29 protein-coding genes are annotated in these 21,763 nt (G+C 43.1%); 15 read left to right on the top strand and 14 right to left on the bottom strand.

From position 1 onward, the window contains the following. The first annotated feature begins 6 nt into the window (after window positions 1-6). Complete coding sequence (gene cysD, locus EPX21_RS13970) at window positions 7-912, top strand: sulfate adenylyltransferase subunit CysD (RefSeq protein WP_134090305.1); 906 nt, start codon at window positions 7-9, stop codon at window positions 910-912. Between the two features lie 98 nt (window positions 913-1,010). Next, window positions 1,011-2,264 (top strand): sulfate adenylyltransferase subunit 1, encoded by a 1,254-nt coding sequence (locus tag EPX21_RS13965; protein WP_134090304.1) that lies wholly within the window; start codon window positions 1,011-1,013, stop codon window positions 2,262-2,264. A gap of 72 nt (window positions 2,265-2,336) precedes the next feature. On the opposite strand, the gene EPX21_RS13960 is transcribed toward EPX21_RS13965, so the two are convergent. From EPX21_RS13960 to EPX21_RS13945, 4 genes are all read right to left on the bottom strand, one after another. Beyond that, window positions 2,337-2,981 carry a porin family protein gene (locus EPX21_RS13960; protein WP_134090303.1) on the bottom strand — a complete coding sequence of 215 codons (645 nt, stop codon included), beginning with the start codon at window positions 2,979-2,981 and terminating at the stop codon, window positions 2,337-2,339. 164 nt (window positions 2,982-3,145) lie between these two features. After that, window positions 3,146-4,210 carry a DNA polymerase IV gene (dinB, locus tag EPX21_RS13955; RefSeq protein ID WP_134090302.1) on the bottom strand — a complete coding sequence of 355 codons (1,065 nt, stop codon included), beginning with the start codon at window positions 4,208-4,210 and terminating at the stop codon, window positions 3,146-3,148. A 5-nt stretch (window positions 4,211-4,215) separates the two neighbouring features. Then, window positions 4,216-4,584 carry a PleD family two-component system response regulator gene (locus EPX21_RS13950; protein WP_134090301.1) on the bottom strand — a complete coding sequence of 123 codons (369 nt, stop codon included), beginning with the start codon at window positions 4,582-4,584 and terminating at the stop codon, window positions 4,216-4,218. A 140-nt stretch (window positions 4,585-4,724) separates the two neighbouring features. After that, complete coding sequence (locus tag EPX21_RS13945; protein WP_134090300.1) at window positions 4,725-5,051, bottom strand: potassium transporter KefB; 327 nt, start codon at window positions 5,049-5,051, stop codon at window positions 4,725-4,727. 220 nt (window positions 5,052-5,271) lie between these two features. Here EPX21_RS13945 and EPX21_RS13940 point away from each other — a divergent pair, with 220 nt between their 5' ends. Then, window positions 5,272-6,294 carry an LLM class flavin-dependent oxidoreductase gene (locus tag EPX21_RS13940; protein WP_134090299.1) on the top strand — a complete coding sequence of 341 codons (1,023 nt, stop codon included), beginning with the start codon at window positions 5,272-5,274 and terminating at the stop codon, window positions 6,292-6,294. Window positions 6,295-6,455: 161 nt separating this feature from the next. On the opposite strand, the gene EPX21_RS13935 is transcribed toward EPX21_RS13940, so the two are convergent. Further along, window positions 6,456-7,124: a LysR family substrate-binding domain-containing protein gene (locus EPX21_RS13935; protein ID WP_166670772.1), complete on the bottom strand. Its 669-nt coding sequence runs from the start codon at window positions 7,122-7,124 to the stop codon at window positions 6,456-6,458. Between the two features lie 27 nt (window positions 7,125-7,151). Then, entirely contained in the window at window positions 7,152-7,355 is a 204-nt protein-coding gene (locus tag EPX21_RS13930) for a LysR family transcriptional regulator (RefSeq protein WP_134090297.1), read from the bottom strand. 152 nt (window positions 7,356-7,507) lie between these two features. On the opposite strand from EPX21_RS13930, the gene EPX21_RS13925 reads away from it, so the two are divergent. The 5 genes from EPX21_RS13925 to EPX21_RS13905 all read left to right on the top strand — a co-directional run bounded on the left by EPX21_RS13925 (window position 7,508) and on the right by EPX21_RS13905 (window position 11,739). After that, entirely contained in the window at window positions 7,508-8,635 is a 1,128-nt protein-coding gene (locus EPX21_RS13925; protein WP_134090296.1) for an epoxide hydrolase family protein, read from the top strand. Between the two features lie 628 nt (window positions 8,636-9,263). Next, a complete protein-coding gene (locus tag EPX21_RS13920; RefSeq protein ID WP_134090295.1) occupies window positions 9,264-9,656 on the top strand; it encodes a DUF3095 family protein in 393 nt (130 codons plus the stop codon). A gap of 11 nt (window positions 9,657-9,667) precedes the next feature. Beyond that, entirely contained in the window at window positions 9,668-9,802 is a 135-nt protein-coding gene (locus EPX21_RS23505; RefSeq protein ID WP_166670771.1) for a DUF3095 family protein, read from the top strand. 70 nt (window positions 9,803-9,872) lie between these two features. After that, a complete protein-coding gene (locus EPX21_RS13910; RefSeq protein WP_134090294.1) occupies window positions 9,873-10,817 on the top strand; it encodes an AraC family transcriptional regulator in 945 nt (314 codons plus the stop codon). A 79-nt stretch (window positions 10,818-10,896) separates the two neighbouring features. Beyond that, the gene (locus EPX21_RS13905; protein ID WP_134090293.1) at window positions 10,897-11,739 is read left to right on the top strand and encodes an SDR family NAD(P)-dependent oxidoreductase; all 843 of its coding nucleotides are present in this window, start codon (window positions 10,897-10,899) and stop codon (window positions 11,737-11,739) included. Window positions 11,740-11,869: 130 nt separating this feature from the next. Here the strand turns inward: EPX21_RS13905 and EPX21_RS13900 are convergent, their stop codons facing one another. Then, entirely contained in the window at window positions 11,870-12,430 is a 561-nt protein-coding gene (locus tag EPX21_RS13900) for a YkgB family protein (protein ID WP_134090292.1), read from the bottom strand. Between the two features lie 89 nt (window positions 12,431-12,519). Then, window positions 12,520-12,957: an Rrf2 family transcriptional regulator gene (locus EPX21_RS13895; protein ID WP_134090291.1), complete on the bottom strand. Its 438-nt coding sequence runs from the start codon at window positions 12,955-12,957 to the stop codon at window positions 12,520-12,522. Between the two features lie 215 nt (window positions 12,958-13,172). Here EPX21_RS13895 and EPX21_RS13890 point away from each other — a divergent pair, with 215 nt between their 5' ends. The 3 genes from EPX21_RS13890 (at window position 13,173) to EPX21_RS13880 (ending at window position 14,888) form a co-directional block, all read left to right on the top strand. Further along, window positions 13,173-13,400, top strand: a complete 228-nt coding sequence (locus EPX21_RS13890; RefSeq protein WP_134090290.1) for a hypothetical protein — start codon at window positions 13,173-13,175, stop codon at window positions 13,398-13,400. A 49-nt stretch (window positions 13,401-13,449) separates the two neighbouring features. After that, window positions 13,450-13,794, top strand: coding sequence for a nuclear transport factor 2 family protein (locus EPX21_RS13885; RefSeq protein WP_134090289.1), 345 nt, complete (start codon window positions 13,450-13,452; stop codon window positions 13,792-13,794). Window positions 13,795-13,991: 197 nt separating this feature from the next. Beyond that, on the top strand, window positions 13,992-14,888 hold the full coding sequence (locus EPX21_RS13880) for an EamA family transporter (protein WP_134090288.1): 897 nt from the start codon (window positions 13,992-13,994) through the stop codon (window positions 14,886-14,888). A gap of 71 nt (window positions 14,889-14,959) precedes the next feature. Here the strand turns inward: EPX21_RS13880 and EPX21_RS13875 are convergent, their stop codons facing one another. Genes EPX21_RS13875 through EPX21_RS13865 form a run of 4 tightly spaced genes read right to left on the bottom strand, consistent with a single transcriptional unit; the run spans window position 14,960 to window position 16,231 of the window. Next, window positions 14,960-15,361, bottom strand: coding sequence for a glyoxalase (locus EPX21_RS13875; RefSeq protein WP_134090287.1), 402 nt, complete (start codon window positions 15,359-15,361; stop codon window positions 14,960-14,962). Window positions 15,362-15,390: 29 nt separating this feature from the next. Continuing rightward, window positions 15,391-15,789, bottom strand: a complete 399-nt coding sequence (locus EPX21_RS13870; RefSeq protein ID WP_134090286.1) for a DoxX family protein — start codon at window positions 15,787-15,789, stop codon at window positions 15,391-15,393. Between the two features lie 20 nt (window positions 15,790-15,809). Next, window positions 15,810-16,058: an SRPBCC domain-containing protein gene (locus tag EPX21_RS23500; protein WP_370450991.1), complete on the bottom strand. Its 249-nt coding sequence runs from the start codon at window positions 16,056-16,058 to the stop codon at window positions 15,810-15,812. Next, complete coding sequence (locus EPX21_RS13865) at window positions 15,953-16,231, bottom strand: SRPBCC domain-containing protein (RefSeq protein ID WP_370450990.1); 279 nt, start codon at window positions 16,229-16,231, stop codon at window positions 15,953-15,955. Before EPX21_RS13865 ends, EPX21_RS23500 begins: the two co-directional genes overlap by 106 nt. A 141-nt stretch (window positions 16,232-16,372) precedes the next feature. Between EPX21_RS13865 and EPX21_RS13860 the strand changes: the two genes are divergently transcribed. Continuing rightward, complete coding sequence (locus tag EPX21_RS13860; protein ID WP_134090285.1) at window positions 16,373-17,350, top strand: GlxA family transcriptional regulator; 978 nt, start codon at window positions 16,373-16,375, stop codon at window positions 17,348-17,350. 466 nt (window positions 17,351-17,816) lie between these two features. Here EPX21_RS13860 and EPX21_RS13855 read toward each other — a convergent pair whose 3' ends face one another. Further along, entirely contained in the window at window positions 17,817-18,182 is a 366-nt protein-coding gene (locus EPX21_RS13855) for a helix-turn-helix domain-containing protein (protein ID WP_134090284.1), read from the bottom strand. 202 nt (window positions 18,183-18,384) lie between these two features. Here EPX21_RS13855 and EPX21_RS13850 point away from each other — a divergent pair, with 202 nt between their 5' ends. The 3 genes from EPX21_RS13850 (at window position 18,385) to EPX21_RS13840 (ending at window position 21,275) form a co-directional block, all read left to right on the top strand. After that, complete coding sequence (locus EPX21_RS13850; protein WP_134090283.1) at window positions 18,385-19,413, top strand: LLM class flavin-dependent oxidoreductase; 1,029 nt, start codon at window positions 18,385-18,387, stop codon at window positions 19,411-19,413. Next, complete coding sequence (locus EPX21_RS13845) at window positions 19,385-20,401, top strand: NtaA/DmoA family FMN-dependent monooxygenase (RefSeq protein ID WP_206106076.1); 1,017 nt, start codon at window positions 19,385-19,387, stop codon at window positions 20,399-20,401. The genes EPX21_RS13850 and EPX21_RS13845 overlap by 29 nt, the downstream gene beginning before the upstream one ends. A gap of 193 nt (window positions 20,402-20,594) precedes the next feature. Next, window positions 20,595-21,275, top strand: coding sequence for an NADPH-dependent F420 reductase (locus tag EPX21_RS13840; protein ID WP_134090282.1), 681 nt, complete (start codon window positions 20,595-20,597; stop codon window positions 21,273-21,275). Between the two features lie 155 nt (window positions 21,276-21,430). Here the strand turns inward: EPX21_RS13840 and EPX21_RS23495 are convergent, their stop codons facing one another. Further along, window positions 21,431-21,571 carry an NAD(P)H-dependent oxidoreductase gene (locus EPX21_RS23495; protein ID WP_370450992.1) on the bottom strand — a complete coding sequence of 47 codons (141 nt, stop codon included), beginning with the start codon at window positions 21,569-21,571 and terminating at the stop codon, window positions 21,431-21,433. Between the last annotated feature and the right edge of the window lie 192 nt (window positions 21,572-21,763).

Below are 21,763 nucleotides of genomic sequence, written 5' to 3'. Positions count from 1 at the left end.
AATAAAATGAGTAAAAACAGTTTAGATTATTTAGATCAGCTAGAAGCAGAGGCCATTCATATTCTAAGAGAAGTGGCTGGTCAATTTGAAAAGCCTGCGCTTCTTTTTTCTGGAGGAAAAGATTCTATTACCTTAGTGCGTTTAGCTGAAAAGGCGTTCAGACCCGGTAAATTTCCGTTTCCGCTGGTTCATATAGACACGGGGCACAATTTTGAGGAAACAATAGCGTATCGCGATAAAATGATTGAGCGTATTGGCGAGAAGCTTATTGTCGGCTATGTACAGGAATCAATCGATCAGGGAAAGGTCATCGAACAAAAAGGAAAGAACGCAAGTCGGAATGCCCTTCAAACGGTGACATTGCTCGATACCATTGCTAAGCATGGATTTGATGCATGTATTGGCGGTGCCAGAAGAGATGAGGAAAAAGCGCGCGCTAAGGAGCGTATTTTTTCCGTTAGGGATGAGTTTGGTCAATGGGATCCGAAACGCCAACGGCCGGAGCTGTGGAATATATACAACGGCAAAATCCATAAAGGAGAAAACGTGCGGGTTTTTCCTATCAGCAACTGGACAGAGCTGGACGTTTGGAATTATATACGTCGGGAAGGTATCGAGCTGCCATCGATTTATTTTGCGCATGAGCGTGATTGCATCACGCGGAATGGCCAGCTCATGGCAGCTTCGCCATTCCTGAATATGGACGAAGAAGATGTTGTCACGAGAAAACAAGTCCGTTTCCGCACGGTAGGGGATATGACCTGTACGGCAGCGGTGGAGTCGGGTGCTGTACTGATAGACGATATCATTGATGAAATCAGTCAATCCAAAATAAGTGAGCGCGGAGCGCGGATGGATGATAAAGTATCGGAAGCGGCAATGGAAGACCGCAAGAAAGGTGGATACTTTTAATCAATCAATGCCTGTCATTATAGCGACAGCATATTAGATAAACAGCAAAAAGAGAAAAAGAAATATAGGTGCCTATAGGTACAAATACTAAAAAGAAAATGAATATATTAAAATTCTTTACGGCGGGCAGTGTAGACGACGGTAAAAGTACGCTTATTGGGCGGATGCTTTATGACACAGATTCTATTTTGGCCGATCAGTTGGAGGCTTTACAAAATTCCAATCGTAAAAATGATGATGGCAGCATCGACTTGGCCATATTGACCGATGGCTTAAGGGCCGAGCGCGAGCAAGGGATCACCATTGATGTAGCCTATAAATATTTTCAAACAGAGAAGCGTAAGTTTATTATTGCCGATACGCCCGGGCATATTCAGTATACCAGAAATATGGTGACCGGCGCCTCTACAGCCGACCTGGCGATCATCTTGGTAGACGCCCGTAATGGCGTAGTCGAACAAACAATTCGCCATTCTTATCTTGCATCTCTGCTTGGCATTAAGCACCTCATCGTGTGTATCAATAAAATGGATATGGTCGACTACAGTGAAACGGTTTTCGATGCCATTGTTCTAAAATATAAGGCTTTAGCCCATCAACTGAATTTGCAAAACGTAAATTACATACCTGTTAGTGCATTACGGGGCGACAATGTGGTACAAAAATCGGATCATATGTCTTGGTATCAGGGGGAAAGCCTGTTAAACTATTTAGAAAACGTCGACGTGAGCAGCGATTTAGACGTAGCCTACGCCCGGCTCCCGGTGCAATGGGTTATTCGTCCGCAGACAGAAGACCTGCACGACTACCGTGGATATGCAGGAAAAGTGGCTAGCGGTACCCTCAAGGTGGGAGATGAGATAACGGTTTTGCCATCAGGCCTGAAATCTACCATCAGTAAAATTGAGCAGTTCGACAAAGAGCTGAGTGAGACTTTTGCAGGCCAATCGGTGACGCTCCATTTAAAGGATGACATTGATATCAGCCGAGGTGATGTGATTGTAAATAGTACCAGCTTGCCTTACCAGTCGCAGGTGGTTGAGGCTGATCTTTGTTGGATGGACACTCGGCCGCTGGATCCGTCGCTTACTTACCTTATTCAGCATAATAGTAAATTATCGCGTTGCAAGATTCAAGAGATTGTTTACAACGTTGACATCAACACGCTTGAAAAACACAGCGTTCATGAATTTAAACTAAACGACATAGGTCGAGTTCTACTTAAAACGGCGGATGTGCTGCCTTTTGATCTGTACGATGATAATCGTGCAAATGGAGCAGCCATTTTAATTGATAGCCGAACGAACCTGACCGTCGGCGCTTTGATGTTTCGAATGGCGCTTGATTACTAAATAAATTTGCTTTAAAAAAAGAAAAAGCTATCGGAAAACCCGATAGCTTTTTCTTTTCTAGACATGTGGGGTTTAGATTCTAAATCCTAAACCGACGGTCCAAACGCGGTTGGTTTGTTTCATATCTGTACCTTCATAGCGGGCATTTAAGTTGGTTAAACCTAAACCGTAACCGCCGTGAATCATCAAGCCATTGCTAAATTCAAATCCGCCGATAAAATTCAGACCGAAATCCGTCGATTTCAATGCACCATCGCCTCCAAATTCAAAATCCGGAATATCCGTTGAAGTCTCGCTTCCATTATTGGATTCAAATTTGTTTTTACCTGAAATTCCGAACGCTACATAGGGCCCGGCGCCTAAAAAGAAGCTACCCGCGTCAGCGGTAGGGAATTTTGCCACAAAATTAACGGGGATTTCAATCCACATCGTGTTTTGTTTGTAGGTGCCGGAGTTAGTCTCCGCCAGCTTGCCACCTTTTCCCTGCAGGGATATCCCCGGTTGTACGTAAAACCAATCTGTCGCAATAGGCGCATCTAAGAACGCTGTAACGTGGAAGTTGGTAGTCGACCCGGTGGAAGATACACTCTCTCCGTCATTGGAAAAATTATACTTCGGAAAGTTCAAGCCGGCCTTCAAACCGAAGCCCATTTCTTGTTGCGCGAAGGCTCCTGTTGCGAAAAGTAAAGCTGTAATCGATAATAATAACTTTTTCATGATTTCCTAATTTTTAACTTTCTATTGTTGTTGGTCAAATCGCAATTGGTACGCCAAAAAACACAAATAACTGAAAAACAGACACTTGTAATTTTTTGTATTTTTTTAGAGGCTGTACTTATTTTAAGACAGTCCTCTTTGTTTTCGGCGATTTTGACGTGCTTTTAGAACAATGAGAGCTGGTTGGCCGCCGGTCCGGGCAGTTGAAAGTTGGAAACTGTTATGCCTAACAGCCGTACAGCTTTCCCTTCAATAGGCGCTGCTTTCAGGAGATCAATTGCGTAGCTCTCGAGCTGATCCAAACTGATGGGGCTTGTATGGGTATAATTTCGAGTGATTTGTTTAAAGTCGGCAAATTTTATTTTCACAGTAATGGTACTTCCCAGTACTTTTTTAACATCGAGCCTTTTCACTACGCGTTTTGCTATTATTTTCAACTCGTTGATAAGTTCTTCCTCTTTCGTTAAATCGCTGCTGAATGTGTCTTCCGCGCCGATTGATTTAAGTTCGCGGAAAGTTTGAACAGGTCGCTCATCAATGCCTCGCACAATATTGTAATAGAAATTCCCCGCTTTACCGAATAGGTTTATTAAATGAGCTTTGGATAACTTCTTTAAATCCGCTCCATTAAAAATCTGTAGGCTGTTCATTCTCTTGGCAGTCACTTTTCCAATGCCGTAGAATTTCTGAATAGGTAACGCCTCCATAAAGGCTTCGATCTTCGAGGGGCCTATAAAGGTGAGCCCATCGGGCTTGTTCATGTCAGAAGCTATTTTAGCGACAAATTTATTGGTGGAAACACCGGCAGAGGCCGTTAAACGAAGTTCTTTCTTAATAGCCGCCTTAATCTGGCGTGCTATTTCTATAGCGGACCCCATCCCAAGCTTGTCTTCCGTAACGTCTAAATAAGCTTCGTCCAAAGAAAGAGGCTCAATAATATCGGTATACCGACGGAAGATAGCCCGGATTTCGTTGGAAACCGATTTATAAGTGTCGAATCTGGGGCGTACAAATATGAGCTGCGGACAGAGGTTTTGGGCTTTTCGGGAAGACATAGCCGAATGGATACCATAGGCCCTCGCTTCGTAACTTGCCGTTGCCACCACACCGCGTTGATCGGGGAGACCTCCAACAACAATAGGCATGCCTCTATAGATAGGATTATCGCGTTGTTCTATGGATGCATAAAAAGCATCCATATCGACATGGATAATCTTACGAAGAGGCATATGTCCTATGCTTTGTTACTTAATAAAGATAAGGCTAAACTTTCTAACTCATCGAGGTCAAATGGTTTTTTAAGGAAACTGTCTGCTCCCGCTTCTTCTGCCAATGCGGGTAAATTGCTGTTTGCCGAAAACAGAATGATAGGAATATCACTTAGATTTGGCGTACTTTTAAGTGTCTGGGTCGCTTTCACACCACCTAATCCCGGTATCCAGTTATCGATCAAAATAATGTCTGGCTGGGCTTGCTCCACTTGTTCGATAATGTCTTTACTATGAGGAGAAGATACCACCTCAAAGTCTAAATTCTCAAACACTACCGAGCAAAAGTAAAGGATATCTTCATCGTCATCAAGAATCAGTATCTTATTCCGCATCTGTTTTTATTGCTTTTTTTGCAAAAATACGGTTTTTAGCTCGTTAGGCTAAATTTTCCATTATTATTTTACGTATAAGATTTTTTTAGTGATAGCAGGCCTCTGCTGGCGCTACCAGATCATCACGTAGGTCTGTTTCCTTAATTCCATAAGGTGCCGTCTAGGCCCAATACCGTGCCCACCCATAGTCCGAAAATATAAACCAAGATGCCTACGATAGTAACGACTATCTTTTTCCAGCCGCCCTGATAAACTAGGTGTCGGAGAAAGTAAAAAATTGCGCCGCCAGCCGCGCCAGCCAAGGGAACAATGATGAGCGGCCTGATTTTCCATAACTTTCCCCATGCGGGATTACCCTCAACCGGAAACACAAAAGCCGCTATAAAAAGTAGAGCAAGCGCTGCCCCTACCAAGATAGAGGTTCCCAAAGCCCGGTGAATGGGCTTCATTACTGAAGTAGTTTTCATAACGATTCATTTTAAAGTTAAACAAAGCTATAAAAAGTACTTTGTATTTCAAAGTAATAATACGTTAATTAACATTTTTTTGAACGGAGGCCGAATTCTATAAGCATAACATTCGCTTTCCATTCTCGATATTTAAGTATATTTGGCTAGTATTTTTGTGGGCTCTCAATTTTAGACATAAGGGCGACAACTAAAGAAAGGTTCTTACCGTTAACAATTTATGAAAAAAATAGGATTTCTTTCGTTTGGACATTGGTCCGATCATCCTGCCTACAGCACCCGTACAGCAAGGGACACTTTACTTCAGTCCATTGAACTGGCTGTCGCTGCTGAAGAAATCGGTCTAGATGGTGCTTATTTTCGAGTACATCATTTTGCGGCTCAGCTGGCATCGCCGTTTCCACTGCTCTCGGCCATCGGGGCCAAGACAAACAAAATAGAGATCGGCACGGGTGTGATTGATATGCGTTATGAAAATCCACTGTATATGGTGGAAGATGCGGGGGCTGCCGACCTGATTTCGGGCGGTCGATTGCAACTGGGAATCAGTAGAGGTTCGCCAGAGCAAGTTATCGATGGCTGGCGTTATTTCGGTTATGAACCGGCGGAAGGGGAGACCGACGCCGACATGGGACGCCGCAAGGCCCTGGAGTTTTTGGAAAAACTAAAGGGCGTGGGCTTTGCCGAGCCTAACCCGTATCCGATGTTTCCAAATCCGCCGGGCCTGTTGCGCTTAGAGCCGCATGCAGCGGGTTTGCGCGAACGCATTTGGTGGGGTGCGGCCTCCAATGCTACAGCCGTTTGGGCGGCCGAGAACGGTATGTACCTGCAAAGCTCCACCTTGAAATACGACGAAAGTGGTAAGCCCTTTCATGTTCAGCAAGCAGAGCAGATTAGGTTGTACAAAGAAGCCTGGAAAAAGGCAGGACATCAGCGTGAGCCAAGGGCTTCGGTGAGCCGATCAATTTTTGCCTTGGTAAATGATCGAGATCGGTATTATTTCGGACAGGGAGCCGATCGAAGCGATAAAATCGGTATGATCGAAAAGGACAAACGCGCTATTTTCGGACGGACTTATGCCGCCGAGCCCGATCAACTCATCAGGGAATTGGAACAGGACGAAGCCATCCAAGAAGCAGATACACTTCTTTTGACGATCCCCAACACCTTAGGCGTGGATTACAATGTGCATCTGCTGTCTGCTATATTGAAGCATGTGGCGCCCGGATTGGGGTGGCGCTGAGCAAGGTTCGCTATGGCAAACAACTTGCGATATAAAGCCAAAATAGTTATTATCGGCGCAGGGCAGGCCGGACTTTCCGCTGCATAGCACCTAAAGAATCTGGGGTTAAAAATCGGTAAGGGTTGTATTTTGGATTTTGTACGGTCGGGAGCTTGGTTAGGCTACACGGGATCAGCATATACCTTTGTTAAAGGAAACATTTCTGCCAAGGCCTTGATTACATTTAATATTGAGGGATTTTTTTCATCGATCCGCCAACTGATATACAGTTCACTGTGAAACTGTATTTCTATCGCACGCACCCCCGGTGTGCCATGATGAATAAATCCGCTGGGTAATATCGCCATACCAAGACCTCTTGAAACCAAGCCAAGCGTGCTCGAACCGAAATCTGAATAATACGAAGCTTGCGGGACTGCACCATAATATTCCAAAATTTCCTGGACAAAGAAGTAGAACCGACTGCGACGTTCAGCTACAGGAAGTATGAACCTTCGTCCCGTTAATGCGGAGCCTGTGATATCTTCAGGGCAGCGTAATGGAGAGTTTTCCGGCACAAAAAGAGCCACTGACTGTCGACTGATCATACTGGAACAAATTCCGTGAAGGTTGCTGAGCTGTCTGGTAAAAGCCATGTCTAACTTGTAGTCCAATAAGGATTCTTCTATATTTTTATAAAGCAGTTGAACAAGTTCGATGCTTATTTCAGGATATCTTTCAGCTAAACCGGAGACGAAGTCAGGTATTATAGATGAAGATATTGAATCTGGATGTGCAATCTTGATATGCCCTGTTTCACCATTGCTGATCTTTCGGGCAAAACTATGCACATGATCAAGATCATCTAGCAGGGCTGTTCACTTTTCTTTAAGGAAGGTTCCTGATGCCGTCAGGCTTACATTCCGCTTATTACGTTCAAAGAGACGGACGCCCAATTCTTCTTCCATCCCTTGGATTTGTCTGCTGAGTGCCGACTGTGTGATGTTCGTTATTTCTGCTGTCCGCCAGAAATGAAGCTCTTCTGATAACGTTAAAAAGTTCCTTATTTGCTGTATGTCCATCACTAATGCGTTTAATTCATTAATAACTCCAAAATAAGCATTTTTTTACATTATTTAATGAGGTATTTTTACTGCTGGCTCTTGCAGCTTTCCATGCCTTTAAACATAAATGCAAGGATGCTATTGTTAGAAACCTGAATTCAAATAATGTTATGATCAAACCATTTTCAATCATAGTTCCTCAAGAAGTCTTGGATGATTTGAAGTTAAGATTGCAGATAACCCGTTGGCCTGACTCCTTAGCAGGTTCGGGCTGGAGTTATGGGGCAGACCTTTCTTATATGAAACAACTATACCATTATTGGCAGCATGAATTCGACTGGCGAAAAGTTGAACGTGAGGTCAACGCTTATCCCAATTTCGTCGCTGATATTAATGGTCACGATATCCATTTTCTCCATATCAAGGGAAAGGGCAAAAGCCGCTTGCCTTTACTGATTACACACGGCTGGCCAGGCTCATTTTTGGAAATGATGAAGCTGATCCCGCTGCTGACGGAGGATCCGCAAGCTTCCTTCGACCTCGTTATCCCGTCGGTACCTGGATTCGGGTTCTCAGGAAAGCCGACAGCTTCTGGGTGCAACAGTGCTTTCGTGGCGGGTCTTTGGCACCGCCTAATGACAGAACTGGGATATGAGCGATATGGTGCACAAGGGGGCGATATTGGCTCCGGTATTAGCACATGGTTAGCTCTAAACCATCCTCAAAATGTTATAGGGCTACATTTAAACTATATTTCAGGATCATATGAACCTTATTTGGCTGAAGGCGAAGAACGCGCTGACGAGTTTTTAGCGTTTCAAAATACCATAGCGGAATGGTCTGCCCGGGAGGGCGCCTATGCTTACTTACACGCTACAAAACCGTTGACGGCAGCATATGGACTAAATGATTCTCCAATGGGGCTGTGTGCCTGGATTATCGAAAAGTTCAACGGTTGGAGCGATAACGGCGGGGATATTGAAAATGCATTTACAAAAGATGAACTGCTTGCTAATGTCACACTTTACTGGATTACGCAAACTATTCATTCATCTATGAGAATTTATAATGAAAACAGCAAAAAGCCGTTGGCTTTTCGTCAAGGTGAAATGGTAAAAGTACCCGTTGCGTTTGCTAAGTTTCCAAAGGAGCTGCCCACGCCGCCGAGATCCTATATTGAGAGAGGGTTTAACATCCAGCATTGGACGGATATGCCAAGGGGCGGACATTTTGCTGCTACAGAGCAACCCGGATTACTTGCGAAAGATATCAAAGACTTCTTTTTCAGCATCAGTTAGTCTTAGAGCGGCACTGACGATGAATACTGTCCGCATTTCTTCCGATTTATAAAATTTAAGGTTCTTTGTTTAAAACCGACTAAAGCTTAAAACGATCTTTTCAAAAAAGATCAATTGAGTAATCGGCATACAATGCTGGTCAATCTGCGAGAGACTCACAATTGAACACGGTGCTTAGAGACTTACAAAGTTAAACGAAAAGGTAGACGAATAAATGGAAAAGCAACTGATCAATCCGTCAAAGCGTGAGGACAATTTGGCTAAGCGCAAATCATAGCAGCTGAGTTGACTACCTAACGATAAACATATACAAATATGTCGATTAAAACTAAAGCACTGACAGCGGCATCAAATATTTGAGGGTTGGAACTATTTTGGTTTTGCCGACTTTGAAAAGCTGATACTCAATGAAACGGCCGTACCTTTAGGCGCACAGTGTGCTTCGTGTCACAATCAGACTGCGATAGACGGCAACGTTTTTTATCAATATTACCCTGTATTGCTGGCCGCCAAAGGTTACGGCGATGGAAACCCAGAAAACGAAAATACGCGCCCCGGATTGGTAGCCGACTATAAATATGAGCGTGCGGTTAAAGATTTGATAAAGAAACCGAAATAACTATCATATGTGAACCTACAGATGCACGTTAAAAAGCCTTGGTCCAAATTATTTGTCGGTATCGTTCATTTCTTTCACCGTATTGGTGCCGACATGTTGCTGCCAAATACGTTGATGCCTCTTAAATTAACATGCATGGAAGATCGCTTTTATGAATCATTGCCTGTCCATCATGCACCAATAGGAGAGATGCTTGGCCGGGAAACATGTTTTCGGCCTGTTCCATCAGACTGGCAGATAGTAATCACCGATATTCGCAGATCTTCTGACGCTGTAGCCCGTGGACTGCAAAGAACCGTCAACCTAATTGCTACGGGAAGTATCGTATGTGTGCTGAATATTTCTCATAAGCATAAAGTTGTTATTCCTTTTTTTTCGGAGGCGACGGCGCGACTTTTCTAATTCCTGGTTCATTGGTCACAGAAGTACTCAAAACCCTGTCTTGCTATGTTTCATATCACGTAGACCGACACATCTACTTTGTAGATGGGGCTGGAGGGGGGGATACGCATGCTTCACGTATGCTAAAAGCAAAGCTGCATAACTGAATGATGATCATCTATAATCCGCAAGCGATTTGCTTTGTTTTATTATTAAAAATTTAAGTTAACTTAGAAGATGGAAAAGCAAGCAATTCCCCGATTGGAGATCGATGCCTTTGCAACAGCTGGATATAAACGTTCCTTTTTAGAAGTACAGCATTATCCGCTTAATAGCAATCACTTTGTGATAAAGAAGAGGGATGACTATCCGGTTGCTGACTACATTTCACCAAACCGGCGTCAGTTTTATAAAATCTTCCACATGACCAAGGGAACAGGCATTCTTACGATAGGCTTGTATCAGTACGATATGGGACCAGGTGATATTGCCTTCCTACATCCCGATGAAATTATGTCTTGGCAAACCACTTCTGCCGATACTGGCGGGCACTTTTGCCTCATTCACCCCAAATATTTTGAGCACGATGCCGATCATGTGCTTCAGTTGTTCCGAAATTACCCTTACTTTAAGCCGGCAGCATCCGTTGTCCGATTATCGGATAGCCAATCTCAAAATATTAACGAATACTTTGAATTTATAGTTAAGGAAGTACAGGAAGACTATGATGACAAAAAGCAAGCGCTGTTGCTGCATCTTCAATTAATCCTCGTTGCGGCGAAGCGTGCCGGAAAAAAATTACCGACGCGTGATGTACCAGAAAGCTACCGCTATATTTACGGTTTTCTTTCACTTCTGGAGTCGTCTTTCCGATTGGATAACCGATGTCATACAGTGAAACTGAAAACAGCGTCCGAATTTGCAGAACACCTAAATGTTCATCCTAATTACCTGAACTCGCTTGTCAAGCAACATACGGGCAAAACCTTAAGAGAGCACATTCAAGAACGGCTAATATACGAGGCGAAATCCCTTCTTGTTCAAACTGACTGGGATATCAGCAGTATCAGCTTTGGTCTTGGGTTTTCCGGCCCGGCGGCTTTCACTGCTTTTTTTAAGAAAAAGGAACTGATATCGCCCTCATTGTTCCGAAAAAATGCCTTTACAGGATCCCATATTTGAAACTCGCAAGTATCCCTGTGATTCAAACAAACACCTCATAGCCTAATCTAGGTTACTTTGTACCATAATTTAATGCATTATGGACACAAATAAAGTATCGTTAGTTACTGGCGCCTCAAAAGGATTAGGACTGACTTTGGTTAAAAAATTACTCACAGCGGGCTACAAGGTGGCGGCCACTTCAAGGGACTTAAATACCTTAACCAGCGAAGCAGGGGATCGCAGTGAACAATTTCTACCACTTGAAACAACGCTCACCGATGACGGAAGTGTTGCGCACGCAATTTCGACGATCGTTAATACATTTGGAACAATTGATGTGGTGGTTAATAACGCAGGTTACGGACAGTTAGGAACTCTTGAAGAACTTAGCGATGATGAAGCAAGAAAAAACTTCGAGGTTAACGTTTTCGGATCCCTAAATGTTATCCGAAACGTAATGCCTTACTTCCGGAAAAATAAATCCGGAGCTTTCTTTAATATTTCTTCGATCGCCGGATTTTTGGGCACATTCCCAGGTTGGGGCGTTTACAACGCCACAAAATTTGCGGTAGCGGGATTTACGGAAGCCCTGTCCGCCGAAGTGAAGTCACTTGGTATCACTGCCACCGTCGTCTATCTAGGTTATTTCAAAACGAACTTTTTACTTAAAGGATCCCTGCGTCTGGCAGAAAAGTCCATTGCCGAATACAAAGAGGCAAGAGAGTTGGAAACTATACATCAAGAACAGATTCCGGGAAATCAGCCCGGTGATCCTGAAAAGGCGGCGTCTGTCCTTATCCAGGTTGCCGAAAGTGATCAGCGTCCGCTTCATCTATTTTTAGGAACCGACGCTTTAAATATGGCTAAAAATAAGATTGAAACACTAAAGGAACAGTTGACGGCTAATGAGCAACTTAGCAAGTCGACCGATTTCGTCTAATTTAGCGCGCGAGGGGAGAAGGCATAGAGCAATGCTGACTGGCCAGTAATGAATTAATTCGAACCAATATAAATGCTCATTTCAGTAGTCGACGGGCTAGCACGTAGCGGCCAGCCTGTCGCCATTTACATTACTTATGTTTCAGTTGCGTTTTTTTTGATTGGGCGATTAGTAATGCTTCACCTGCTGTCCATATAGAAACTCCAAGCAGGACGATATCCTTCATAACAAAACCACCGTCTGTCGGCACCGGTAAACCTTCCATAATCGTCCACATACCGGGAGTTGATATCAGAAAGCTCAAACTGGTAATAAACATCAGGATAGCTCCCAAACTACCTAATGCAGATATCGTGGGGAACCATGCCCGTAATGCAATCATCACGGCCAGAGCAATTTCTGCGATTCCAATCAATGCGGATGCCCCCCTTAAATCGGTAAGTTGATAAAGCCATGACATTAATGGGCTGTTAGCTACAAGCGGTTGAATCGCCTCGGCCTCGAAGTTGGTAAATTTGAAAACGCCGAAGATTAAAATAATAAGCGCCAGTCCGTAGCGCGAAACGACTATTCCAAATGCGTTTAATTTGGTAGCCTTAACGGTATCAAAGCCAAGTGTTCTGTTTTCTTGCGGAGAGTAGCTTGCCGATGATACATCTCTGGCTGATAATGTTGCTGATGAATTTTTCATGATTTTTGATTTTTAAAATGTTAAATAAAACTTTATTTGTTACAGTTGTCTATAATAAAAAAATCCTGATATATATCGTGCGCGGACTATTAACAGAATTTAGATGATGTCTTTAATATATCTTTCAGCTCGGCATAGAGTGCTGACACTGTTATTTTTTCGAGGCCCGGCCGCATGCCCTGTTCTGCCGTTTGAAACGGCAACTTTAACAGGTGTGCCAGATTGCTGCTCACTGGGCATTCCTCGTTCACTTTAGGCCTTTGAAAGAGCTCTCTGTCATTTACTGCTTGGTAGATGTCCCATAGGTTTATTTTATCAATCGATCTTTTCAGATAGAAACCACCCTGGCTGCCCGCAACACTGCCGACAATATCTTTTTTGCGCAGATCAGCAAGTACCCGCCTAATTACGACCGGATTCGTGTCCACACTTGCAGCCATTTCCTGCGAAGAGAGAAGCTTTTCTCCCCTATACTGCAGATAAAGGCATATGTGAATGGCTGTTGCAAATTTCGTATCCGCTTTCATAATAAATACTTACAACGCAAATGTAACTAATAAAGTTTTGTTTCCAAATTTTATTGAACTTATTTTGATTTTTTAACAAAAGCCTCCGAAACCAGCTGGTTGATAGGGTGGTCACCAAAGCGTTTACAGTTAACGTAATTAAAAATGTAAGGAATCTATGTCTCACCCGACTAAGACGGTCAAGAAATTGAATTACTGATATAAAGAGAAACGCGATGAATAAGATTACCGCAGAAATATATGAACAAAATCCAGAACGATACACCTTGGTAAAGGGTAACGTCCAAGGGGCGCCCAGCTGTAGATTTGTGAACACTTCTGATTGGGTGGGATACGATAAAGAAAAGAGTACTTTTGTGCGTTTTACCAAATCGGTATTTAAGCGGCTGGTTAATCAAATCCATTTGAAACAGGATTTCTGTCGATTTTCCATTGACACCTGAGATGCGGTAGAAGTCCGAAACGAATAAACAATAGAATAAGACAAGAAATATGGATATTCGGATCCAGAAATTAGTTAGAAAAGCATATTCAACTTTCAACTCAAGGGACATTGATTCCGCACATTCAACATTTCATCCAGATGTAGAGTGGCCAAAAGCCTTTGAAGGCGGTTATGTAAATGGACACGATGAGATACGTAGATATTGGACAAGGCAGTGGTCGGAAATAAATCCAAAAGTAGAACCAACGGGATTAGTAAAAAGACAAGATGGAACACTTGAAGTGAGGGTTCACCAAATAGTAAAGGATTTGCAAGACAACGTGTTATTTGATGGAATAGTAAAGCATGTTTATCTTATTACAAGAAGGTCTGTTGCGAAGAATGGATATTGAACCCGTGTAGCTGCTGCTTTACGTTATATTCAACGGCTCCTGACATGTAGTCGGCAACCGCGAGGGGCGGTGGCCTAAATTTGCTAAGCCTACAAAATGCGGCTGTCGACTTTGAATAAAATGGAGTATATTCGTCCGAACAAAGACAGTTTTTAGAGCCATTAGCTGTCAGATAAAGTAGTGGCTATTATACCTTCATGAAACATTATCTATCTGCCATATTAGCCTTTGCAATCTGGGGTACTTTCGCATTGGTATTAAGACCTTTAAGTGCTTATGAGGCTTTGGACGTTCTTATTCACCGGGTTATCTTTGCCGCGATCAGCATCATTGCAGTCTGTTTGATTTTTAGAAGGAAGCAAACCGCTGTCAGTGTGCGTTATCTCAAAACAACGAGCAGAAAGGAGAGGGTGAAGCTAGCGCTGAACGTACTTTTCAGCGCCGTTATGCTCGGATTGAATTGGTTCTCGTTTATCTACGTGATGAACGCAGTGAGTGTCAACGCCACCTCTTTGGCGTATCTGCTATGCCCCATCTTAACGACCGTTCTGGCCAGCCTTTTCTTACACGAGAAGTTGAACAAAGGGCAATGGTTTGCCGTATTATTAAGCGTGATCAGCTGCCTTATCCTTGCCTACGGCCATTTTATGGATCTCATTTACAGCATGGTGATTGCCGTGTCGTATGCGATTTACCTGGTACTCCAAAAAAACAAATTTCAGCTCGACAAATTCTTTACGCTCAGCATTCACATCATTGTGAGCACCATTCTGTTGCTTCCGATCCTAACGGTTATTGATACTACCGTTCCGAAAACAACCACCTTCTATAGCTTTGTTGCCATCATTGCAGTGGGCTATACTATTATTCCGCTGTTCCTCAATATCTATGCCTTAAAAGGCTTGGATTCTTCCATTGTCGGTACCCTGCTGTACTTAAATCCCATTATCAGTTTCTTATTGGCGGTTCTCTATTATAAGGAGCCGATCAATACGGTACAGATTATTGCCTTTGGAATGATCTTTATGGCGGTCGTGATTTTCAACATCGCCTATCTGTATGGGAGGAAAAAGAATATCTCACTGACAAGCTAAGCGGACTTTAGCTAGATGTCCTGTACCAAATCATCCACTTCTTCTGCTCGGCGGGAGTATTGTTTGGAGGCCTAAACACCCAGTACCCACCTAACATCAAAAGCATCCGTTACTTCAACGAGTTGTTGCTCATCGTAATGCTTGGCGGAGCGCTCTCCTTTATTTGATAGCAGCTTTTCAATAAGTACCTTCCTATCATGCGTATTGGCACACAATAGAAAGATAGACATATAGTTCCCAAGTATTCGTCCTTCATTGTGTACCAAGTCGGTACCATAAATAATAAGGCTATCGGAAACCAGCGACCCAACAATGATAGGGATTTGCGCATAACCATGTAGGTCTTTATCAAATGTTTCAAATTGCAGTTCGCCTCCAAAGCAGCTTTGGTAATAAGTGAGGGCTTTTCTGCAATTACCGGAAAACGTAATGAAGACGGCATTTACTGATCGGCTACGGGTATGGTTAATCATATTAGATAAGACCTCAAGAATTTCATTTACTAGGTTAGCACATGATAATCGGTCTTAGTCATTAATTCGGATTTGTAGTTATAGACGTAAGAGACTGCAAGAATGCCCAGCACTACAATCGGCATCAGCATATACCCAACGTTTTTATCTACAGATACATGACTGATGAATGCAAAGATCAAATTGAAAGTGAGCCCGGCGTAAGCCCACTCCTTTAGCTTACTTGGCGTTTTAGGGAAGGAAATTGCTAAAACGCCAAGTATCTTACAGATGATAAGCGTGTAGGCAAAGTAATCAGGATAGCCCAAAGGTTTTGTCCCTGCATTTACATACTGTGGTGCAAACAGCAGGGTGCCAAGTGGCATTATACCTTCCCAAAGTATAATGATGGTAGTTGCCACCCAAAAGATTATTTTAGTTTTCCTCATTTTGTTAGTTTTAAGGGTTGTTAATCAATGGATTCAACATATTTTACAAAATTGTTCAAGATGGCTTGCCATCCTTGTTTCTGAAACGCTGGGTCGTTTTCTGTTTCAGCATCAAATTGAGTTTCTATATTTGTTTTACCATGCTGCTCTGTGAACAGGGTGGTTACCTTTCTTCCATCGGCCATGGTATAAGTGATTTCCTTATACAGTTCCACCTTGTCATAAACACCTTCAAAGTCGAAACCGAAGCTGCCATCTTTTGCTTCCATTCTATTTTAAATTTGCCGCCAACCCGCAGGTCGTTTTCACTACTTGACGTATGCCAGCTCGGGTCAGGCGTGTTCCATTGCATAATGTCACTCGGTGTATTCCATGTTGTCCAAACTTTTGCGACGGGAGCATTTGCTGTTGCTTCTACTGTGATTTTTGTTGCTTGTGCCATTCTGTTCGATTTTGTTGTTGAAAAAATTTATAATTCAAAATTACAATAGAATTGAAGATCGGGACTGTTGTGAAAATGACAACTTTAGGGGTGAATTATGACAAAACTAATTTATATCTTGCGGCTTAATACCAATTATTAATGAAAATTTCTGTTTTTGTACCGGAGTATGGGGTAATTGAGGCCGTTACACCGCCATTCAGAACCTTTAATACGGCCAATGAGTTTTTAACCGCATTTGGAAAACCGCCCATTTTCCACGTTGAGTATGTAGGTTTAAAAGATTATGTGCCTGCTAATAACGGCGAATACACAATAAAGACCAATAGGCTGCTTAAAGAGGTGAGCGAAACCGACTTGCTTATCATACCGCCGGTGTTCGGCGATACCGCAAAAGGAGTCCAGGCTAATGCAGAAGCCATACCTTATTTTAAAAAGTTGCACGAGAAAGGTGCAAGCATTGCCAGTTTATGTATCGGTGCTTTCCTTTTAGCTGAAACGGGTTTGCTCAACGGTAAAAAATGCTCGACGCATTGGGCACATATTAACGAATTTAAAGAGAGGTACCCCAATGTAGAAGTAGAATACGGCGCTATCATAACAGAACATGATAATATTTACAGTAGCGGCGGGGCAAGCAGTTTATGGAATTTGATATTATACCTGGTTGAAAAGTTTGCTGATAGAGAAACAGCAATAATGATTTCAAAATATTTTGCGTTGGATATCGGCAGGGATAGTCAATCTCAGTTCGCGATATTTAAGGGTCAAAGAAACCACCGCGATGATGATATTAAGAAAGTACAGGATTACATCGAAGAACACTATCACAATAAAATAACGATAGAAACTTTGGCAAACTTAATTAACACCAGCCGTAGAACATTTGAAAGAAAATTTAAAGAAGCGACCAACAATACCGCCGTAGAGTATATACAACGAGTCCGAATAGAAGCCGCTAAGAAGTTTTTCGAAGCATCAAGGAAGAATGTAACTGAAACCATGTTTGACGTAGGTTATACCGATACGAAGGCATTTAGAGATATTTTTAAAAAGATCACAGGGCTTACGCCAATTGAGTACCGGAATAAGTTTGCAAGGGTGACCAATGAGGTGTAACGATGAAAAGGCGAAAAATTGACAAATTTTCTGTCGGCGCAGTGCGTGAAAAGATCAATTCATTCGAATAGCTCGTCGACGCCATGTAAGACTACCTGCTTCCGGAGCAATTCTTTTTAAAAGCGCCGCGGATATCGGTCGGAGCTCCTATTAAAAGAAACCCCTAACTTTCGCATATGAACGATTATTGGATTTTTTATTGGAATTCGGCTATTTGAATCCGAAAGAATTAGCACTCATAAAAAGTAGGGCCGAAGAAGTTTTCGTTGGGAAACAGACTCAGCTGGCTAGGGCTTCGCAAGTTATGTCAACGGATTTAACATCTCTTTAAACTTAGGTTGGAATAATCTGTTTTTCATTAAAGCAGAAACCAATAAATAGGAAGATATGCGGCTATACATCAAGTTATATTTTCTTGTTTTCCTAGTGGGGCTTCCCATACTCGCGCCATAGAACCGAGCTTCCGCTATCCCGTACTTGATTTATCCCTTTCCAGAATTTTTGCGCGGTGGTTTAGTCCCCAATCTTTCAGTGCATAGATGATGGGAGTTAAAGTGTCGGCATAAGGTTCCAATTTATATGAAATCTTTACAGGGTATTCTTCTACAATATGTCGTTTAATCAGGCGGTGTTGTTCCAAATCTTTCAGCTCTTTTGCCAAAACCTTCGGCGTGATACCGGGAATACTGTCCTGAATATCGGTGAAGCGGTCATTGCCTACGCCCACAGAAATGATGATCGGCAATTTCCATTTGCCATTAATCACGTCGAGTGCATCCCGTACAGGCTTCACCGTATTCAGACAATCGCAATACTCTTTTTTTACAGCCATATCCTTTATTGAATGAACTTTCTTTTAGGTAAGAACTATACAAAGGAAAGTCTTTTATCCTGAGTTTGCAAATGATTCCTTAACAGACATATGTCCATATAGGGTCATTATTCCATCTTTTTTACTTTCTTTTGGGAAAGTACTATACAAAAGAAAGTTCGTGTGCCTTAACTTTGCAAGAATCTTTCTGAAAATACAAGAAATGAAAAATCAAGATATAGCTTATTCTATTTTGGAATTGGCCAATGTTCCCAAAGACGGAACCATTAAACAGACGCTAAGCGATTCCTTGGAAGTAGCCAAGCAGGCGGAAAGCCTTAATTACAAACGTTTTTGGCTCGCCGAACATCATAATGCTGAATTCATAGGTAGTAGCGCAACTTCGCTGCTTATTGGATATATAGCCGAAAATACTTTCAAAATTAGGGTCGGGTCGGGCGGTATTATGCTTCCCAATCATTCGCCTTTGATCATTGCTGAGCAATTTGGCACCTTGGCTCATTTGTACCCCGACCGCATTGATCTCGGACTCGGCCGAGCGCCTGGCACCGATCATGAAACTGCCCGTGCCATTCGCTCTGATTTTATGGAGGCAGCGCATTCTTTTCCAATTGAAATTGGAAAAATCCAACGGTATTTTTCGACAGAAAATAAAATGGCGAAAGTTAGAGCCACCGTTGCGGAAGGTCGGAAGGTTCCGCTCTACATTTTAGGGTCGAGCACCGATGGAGCGCATATTGCGGCGCAATTAGGCTTACCTTATGCTTTTGCGAGTCATTTTGCGTCCACTCATTTGCATAATGCTTTGCGCATTTACGAACAGGAGTTTCAACCTTCCAAATTTTTGGAAAGTCCTTACACCATAGCAGGGGCGAATATCTATGTTGCTGATACAGATGAAGAAGCAGAAAGGTTGTTCACAACGCACATTCGGATGTTTTTCGGCGTACTGACCGGTGTGCATGAAGGGGTCCAGCCGTCTACTACCTTGACCTCCGAATTACGGGCTGCGTTAAAGCATCCCACCTTGGCACAAATGCTCAAGTACTCTTTTGTAGGAAGTAAGCAAACGGTGAAAAGGCAGATAAAAGAGTTTATAGAACTCACACAAGTGGATGAACTTATCACCGTGACTATTACATATCAGGTGGAAGATCGTATTAAGTCCATCAAACTTTTTAAAGAGGTGATGGACGACATCAATGAAGAGAAAAGTCAAATCGCCCTTTAGGATGAGCAATAAAAGGAAAAAATTAAAGCTGGCGGCAAATATAGACGGACTGGGCTGGAATTATGTAGGCTGGCAGCATCCCGATATGCCATCGGATGCCAGCGAAAACATCGATTTTTATATTCAACAGGCAAAGCTGGCTGAGTCAGCCAAATTTGATACACTGTTTTTGGTTGATGTCAGCCACGTCGGCCCGGGCAACATTCCGCATTATCTCAGCATGTTTGAAGGTGTTACAATTATGTCGGCCCTGAGTATGCACACTAAAACGATCGGTTTATCGGCTACCGTTTCTACTTCCTATGCCGATCCGTATAGCGTTGCTCGGCAGATTCTATCGTTAGACAAGATAAGCAAAGGCCGTGCTTCCTTAAATGCCATAACTTCCAACCCGGGCGGCATGGTGAATTTTAGTCGCGGCCATCTGGGGAAAGCCGACCAATATCCCATGAATAAGGAGTTTATGGAGATCGTATTGGGTTTATGGGATACATATGAGGATGATGCCTTTATTCGTGACAAACGAAGCGGCATATTTTTAAACCCCTATAAAATGCATAAGGTGAATTACAGTGGTAAATATTTCTCGGTTGAAGGCCCCCTAAATATTAGCCGTTCCATGCAGGGGCGGCCGGTGCTCTATACTGCCGGTACCTCCTACACCTTTATGGAGCATGCAACCAGCTATACAGACGGTGTGTTTACCCATGGCAGTACGCTGCAGGAATCGGTGGCTATCGCCCATGAACTAAGGCGTCTTCTGATCGAAAAAGGCAGACGACCGGATGACTTTATCATATCCCAATCGCAAAATCCGATTGTAGGCCGGACTGAGCAGGAAGCGCGCGATAAATACTTGGAGCTGGCGAACTTACTCCCGAATAGCAGCATTCCAATCCCGGCATTTTTTGGAGCAGCCGAAAAAGTTGCCGACCAAGTCCAGCAATGGTATGAAGCAGGTGCGATCGATATGTTGATTCTCCGGTAGGATCATCCGCACGGTTTGCGGGATTTCATTGAATTGGTTGTTCCCATATTACAAGAGCGAGGCATATTCCGCAAAGAGTATGAAGCCGATACGTTAAGGGGCCACTTGGAGTTACCCAAGCCGGCTTTTAGGAAAATAAAATGAGGAATTGGAAACGCATTTTCGGGTTTAATGTTTACTAATAAAAAAGAAAATGAATATCGGAATAATAGGCTCCGGCAATATAGGTAGTACACTAGCCGGACATTTGACAAAGCTTGGACATCAGGTTGCCATTGCTAATTCCAGAGGCCCGGAATCATTAGGCGAAATTGCAGAGAAAACAGCCGCTACTCCTGTGACCACAGAAGTAGCGGCTGGTGCTAAAGACATCGTCATCCTCGCGACCCCAGAGAAAGCGATACCGACTCTCCCTATAAAAATACTATCGGCCTCTAGGGCGGTCATCATTGATGCAGGTAATTACTATCCTTCCCGCGATGGACAAAATACGGATATCAGTGGCGGACTAACAGATAGCGAATGGGTAGGCAAAGTACTTGGCCATTCTGTAATTAAAGCTTTTAACAATATTGTTGCATTAAGCTTAGCTTCGAAGGCTGTTCCTCCAGGAAGCCCGAATCGCATTGCGCTATCGGTTGCCGGAAATGACGAGCGGGAAAAGCGAGTAGTCACGAGCCTTATTGAACAGATCGGCTTTGACGCCATCGACGCCGGCTCACTGTCTGAATCTTGGAGGCAGCAACCCGGGGAACCGGCCTATTGTCAGGATCTCGACAAAGACGCCTTAGAGTCCGCTTTGCAAAACGCCGACATAAGTAAGCGCGAGGTGAACTTGACACGGGCAGACGAAATAGCACGTCCATACCTTTAGCCGTCTAGTTCTACTTTACTACGGTAGCTTTCAGCTCCACATTCAGTGTTTCGTTCAGATGCTTCAGAGGAAGTCGTGTAAACCGTCAGCCTAACGATATTTCGGCATTCGTACCCGTATATTGTTAAGAGATTGGAAATACCATAATATATAGCCTAAAAAGAGAATACAGGAGATTTGTACTGACAAACTGAACTTAGGCAACCATAAGCGAACTGATACTGGAAAACCTCGTCGATCCAATGCTTGAGGATTGCGGCTAAGCTTAGCCAGTAGAATGGATATTGGAAGAGAATCGTTTCGTGGCGGAGTAAAGCTTCTTGTTCTGCCTGTACGTCAATCTTTTAGTCCGGATATAGGTCATGAATATTGCGGATCTCATGATTTGGACTATTGTTTTTTAGCTTTTCAAAATGGTTTGATTCGCTAAAGAGCGGTCAACGCCATGGCATCCATAGCTTACGATTTTATATTTCTGATTAGCGACA

Source organism: Olivibacter sp. XZL3, from assembly GCF_004368405.1.
Classification (GTDB): Bacteria; Bacteroidota; Bacteroidia; order Sphingobacteriales; family Sphingobacteriaceae; genus Olivibacter.
This window is presented reverse-complemented; position numbering and strand designations above follow the sequence as displayed.

Excerpts from the sequence above, each read along its gene's own strand:
- EPX21_RS13910 (WP_134090294.1), top strand. The coding sequence starts at position 9,873 with ATGGAAAAGCAAGCAATTCCCCGATTGGAGATCGATGCCTTTGCAACA.
- EPX21_RS13840 (WP_134090282.1), top strand. The coding sequence starts at position 20,595 with ATGAATATCGGAATAATAGGCTCCGGCAATATAGGTAGTACACTAGCC.
- EPX21_RS13890 (WP_134090290.1), top strand. The coding sequence starts at position 13,173 with ATGAATAAGATTACCGCAGAAATATATGAACAAAATCCAGAACGATAC.
- EPX21_RS13845 (WP_206106076.1), top strand. The coding sequence starts at position 19,385 with ATGAAGAGAAAAGTCAAATCGCCCTTTAGGATGAGCAATAAAAGGAAA.
- EPX21_RS13865 (WP_370450990.1), bottom strand. The coding sequence starts at position 16,231 with ATGGCACAAGCAACAAAAATCACAGTAGAAGCAACAGCAAATGCTCCC.
- EPX21_RS13895 (WP_134090291.1), bottom strand. The coding sequence starts at position 12,957 with ATGAAAGCGGATACGAAATTTGCAACAGCCATTCACATATGCCTTTAT.
- EPX21_RS13940 (WP_134090299.1), top strand. The coding sequence starts at position 5,272 with ATGAAAAAAATAGGATTTCTTTCGTTTGGACATTGGTCCGATCATCCT.
- EPX21_RS13880 (WP_134090288.1), top strand. The coding sequence starts at position 13,992 with ATGAAACATTATCTATCTGCCATATTAGCCTTTGCAATCTGGGGTACT.
- EPX21_RS13860 (WP_134090285.1), top strand. The coding sequence starts at position 16,373 with ATGAAAATTTCTGTTTTTGTACCGGAGTATGGGGTAATTGAGGCCGTT.
- EPX21_RS13885 (WP_134090289.1), top strand. The coding sequence starts at position 13,450 with ATGGATATTCGGATCCAGAAATTAGTTAGAAAAGCATATTCAACTTTC.
- EPX21_RS23500 (WP_370450991.1), bottom strand. The coding sequence starts at position 16,058 with ATGGAAGCAAAAGATGGCAGCTTCGGTTTCGACTTTGAAGGTGTTTAT.
- cysD (WP_134090305.1), top strand. The coding sequence starts at position 7 with ATGAGTAAAAACAGTTTAGATTATTTAGATCAGCTAGAAGCAGAGGCC.
- EPX21_RS13965 (WP_134090304.1), top strand. The coding sequence starts at position 1,011 with ATGAATATATTAAAATTCTTTACGGCGGGCAGTGTAGACGACGGTAAA.
- EPX21_RS13855 (WP_134090284.1), bottom strand. The coding sequence starts at position 18,182 with ATGGCTGTAAAAAAAGAGTATTGCGATTGTCTGAATACGGTGAAGCCT.
- EPX21_RS13945 (WP_134090300.1), bottom strand. The coding sequence starts at position 5,051 with ATGAAAACTACTTCAGTAATGAAGCCCATTCACCGGGCTTTGGGAACC.
- EPX21_RS13900 (WP_134090292.1), bottom strand. The coding sequence starts at position 12,430 with ATGAAAAATTCATCAGCAACATTATCAGCCAGAGATGTATCATCGGCA.
- EPX21_RS13870 (WP_134090286.1), bottom strand. The coding sequence starts at position 15,789 with ATGAGGAAAACTAAAATAATCTTTTGGGTGGCAACTACCATCATTATA.
- EPX21_RS13960 (WP_134090303.1), bottom strand. The coding sequence starts at position 2,981 with ATGAAAAAGTTATTATTATCGATTACAGCTTTACTTTTCGCAACAGGA.
- EPX21_RS13875 (WP_134090287.1), bottom strand. The coding sequence starts at position 15,361 with ATGATTAACCATACCCGTAGCCGATCAGTAAATGCCGTCTTCATTACG.
- EPX21_RS13850 (WP_134090283.1), top strand. The coding sequence starts at position 18,385 with ATGAAAAATCAAGATATAGCTTATTCTATTTTGGAATTGGCCAATGTT.
- EPX21_RS13925 (WP_134090296.1), top strand. The coding sequence starts at position 7,508 with ATGATCAAACCATTTTCAATCATAGTTCCTCAAGAAGTCTTGGATGAT.
- EPX21_RS13905 (WP_134090293.1), top strand. The coding sequence starts at position 10,897 with ATGGACACAAATAAAGTATCGTTAGTTACTGGCGCCTCAAAAGGATTA.
- dinB (WP_134090302.1), bottom strand. The coding sequence starts at position 4,210 with ATGCCTCTTCGTAAGATTATCCATGTCGATATGGATGCTTTTTATGCA.
- EPX21_RS13950 (WP_134090301.1), bottom strand. The coding sequence starts at position 4,584 with ATGCGGAATAAGATACTGATTCTTGATGACGATGAAGATATCCTTTAC.
- EPX21_RS13930 (WP_134090297.1), bottom strand. The coding sequence starts at position 7,355 with ATGGACATACAGCAAATAAGGAACTTTTTAACGTTATCAGAAGAGCTT.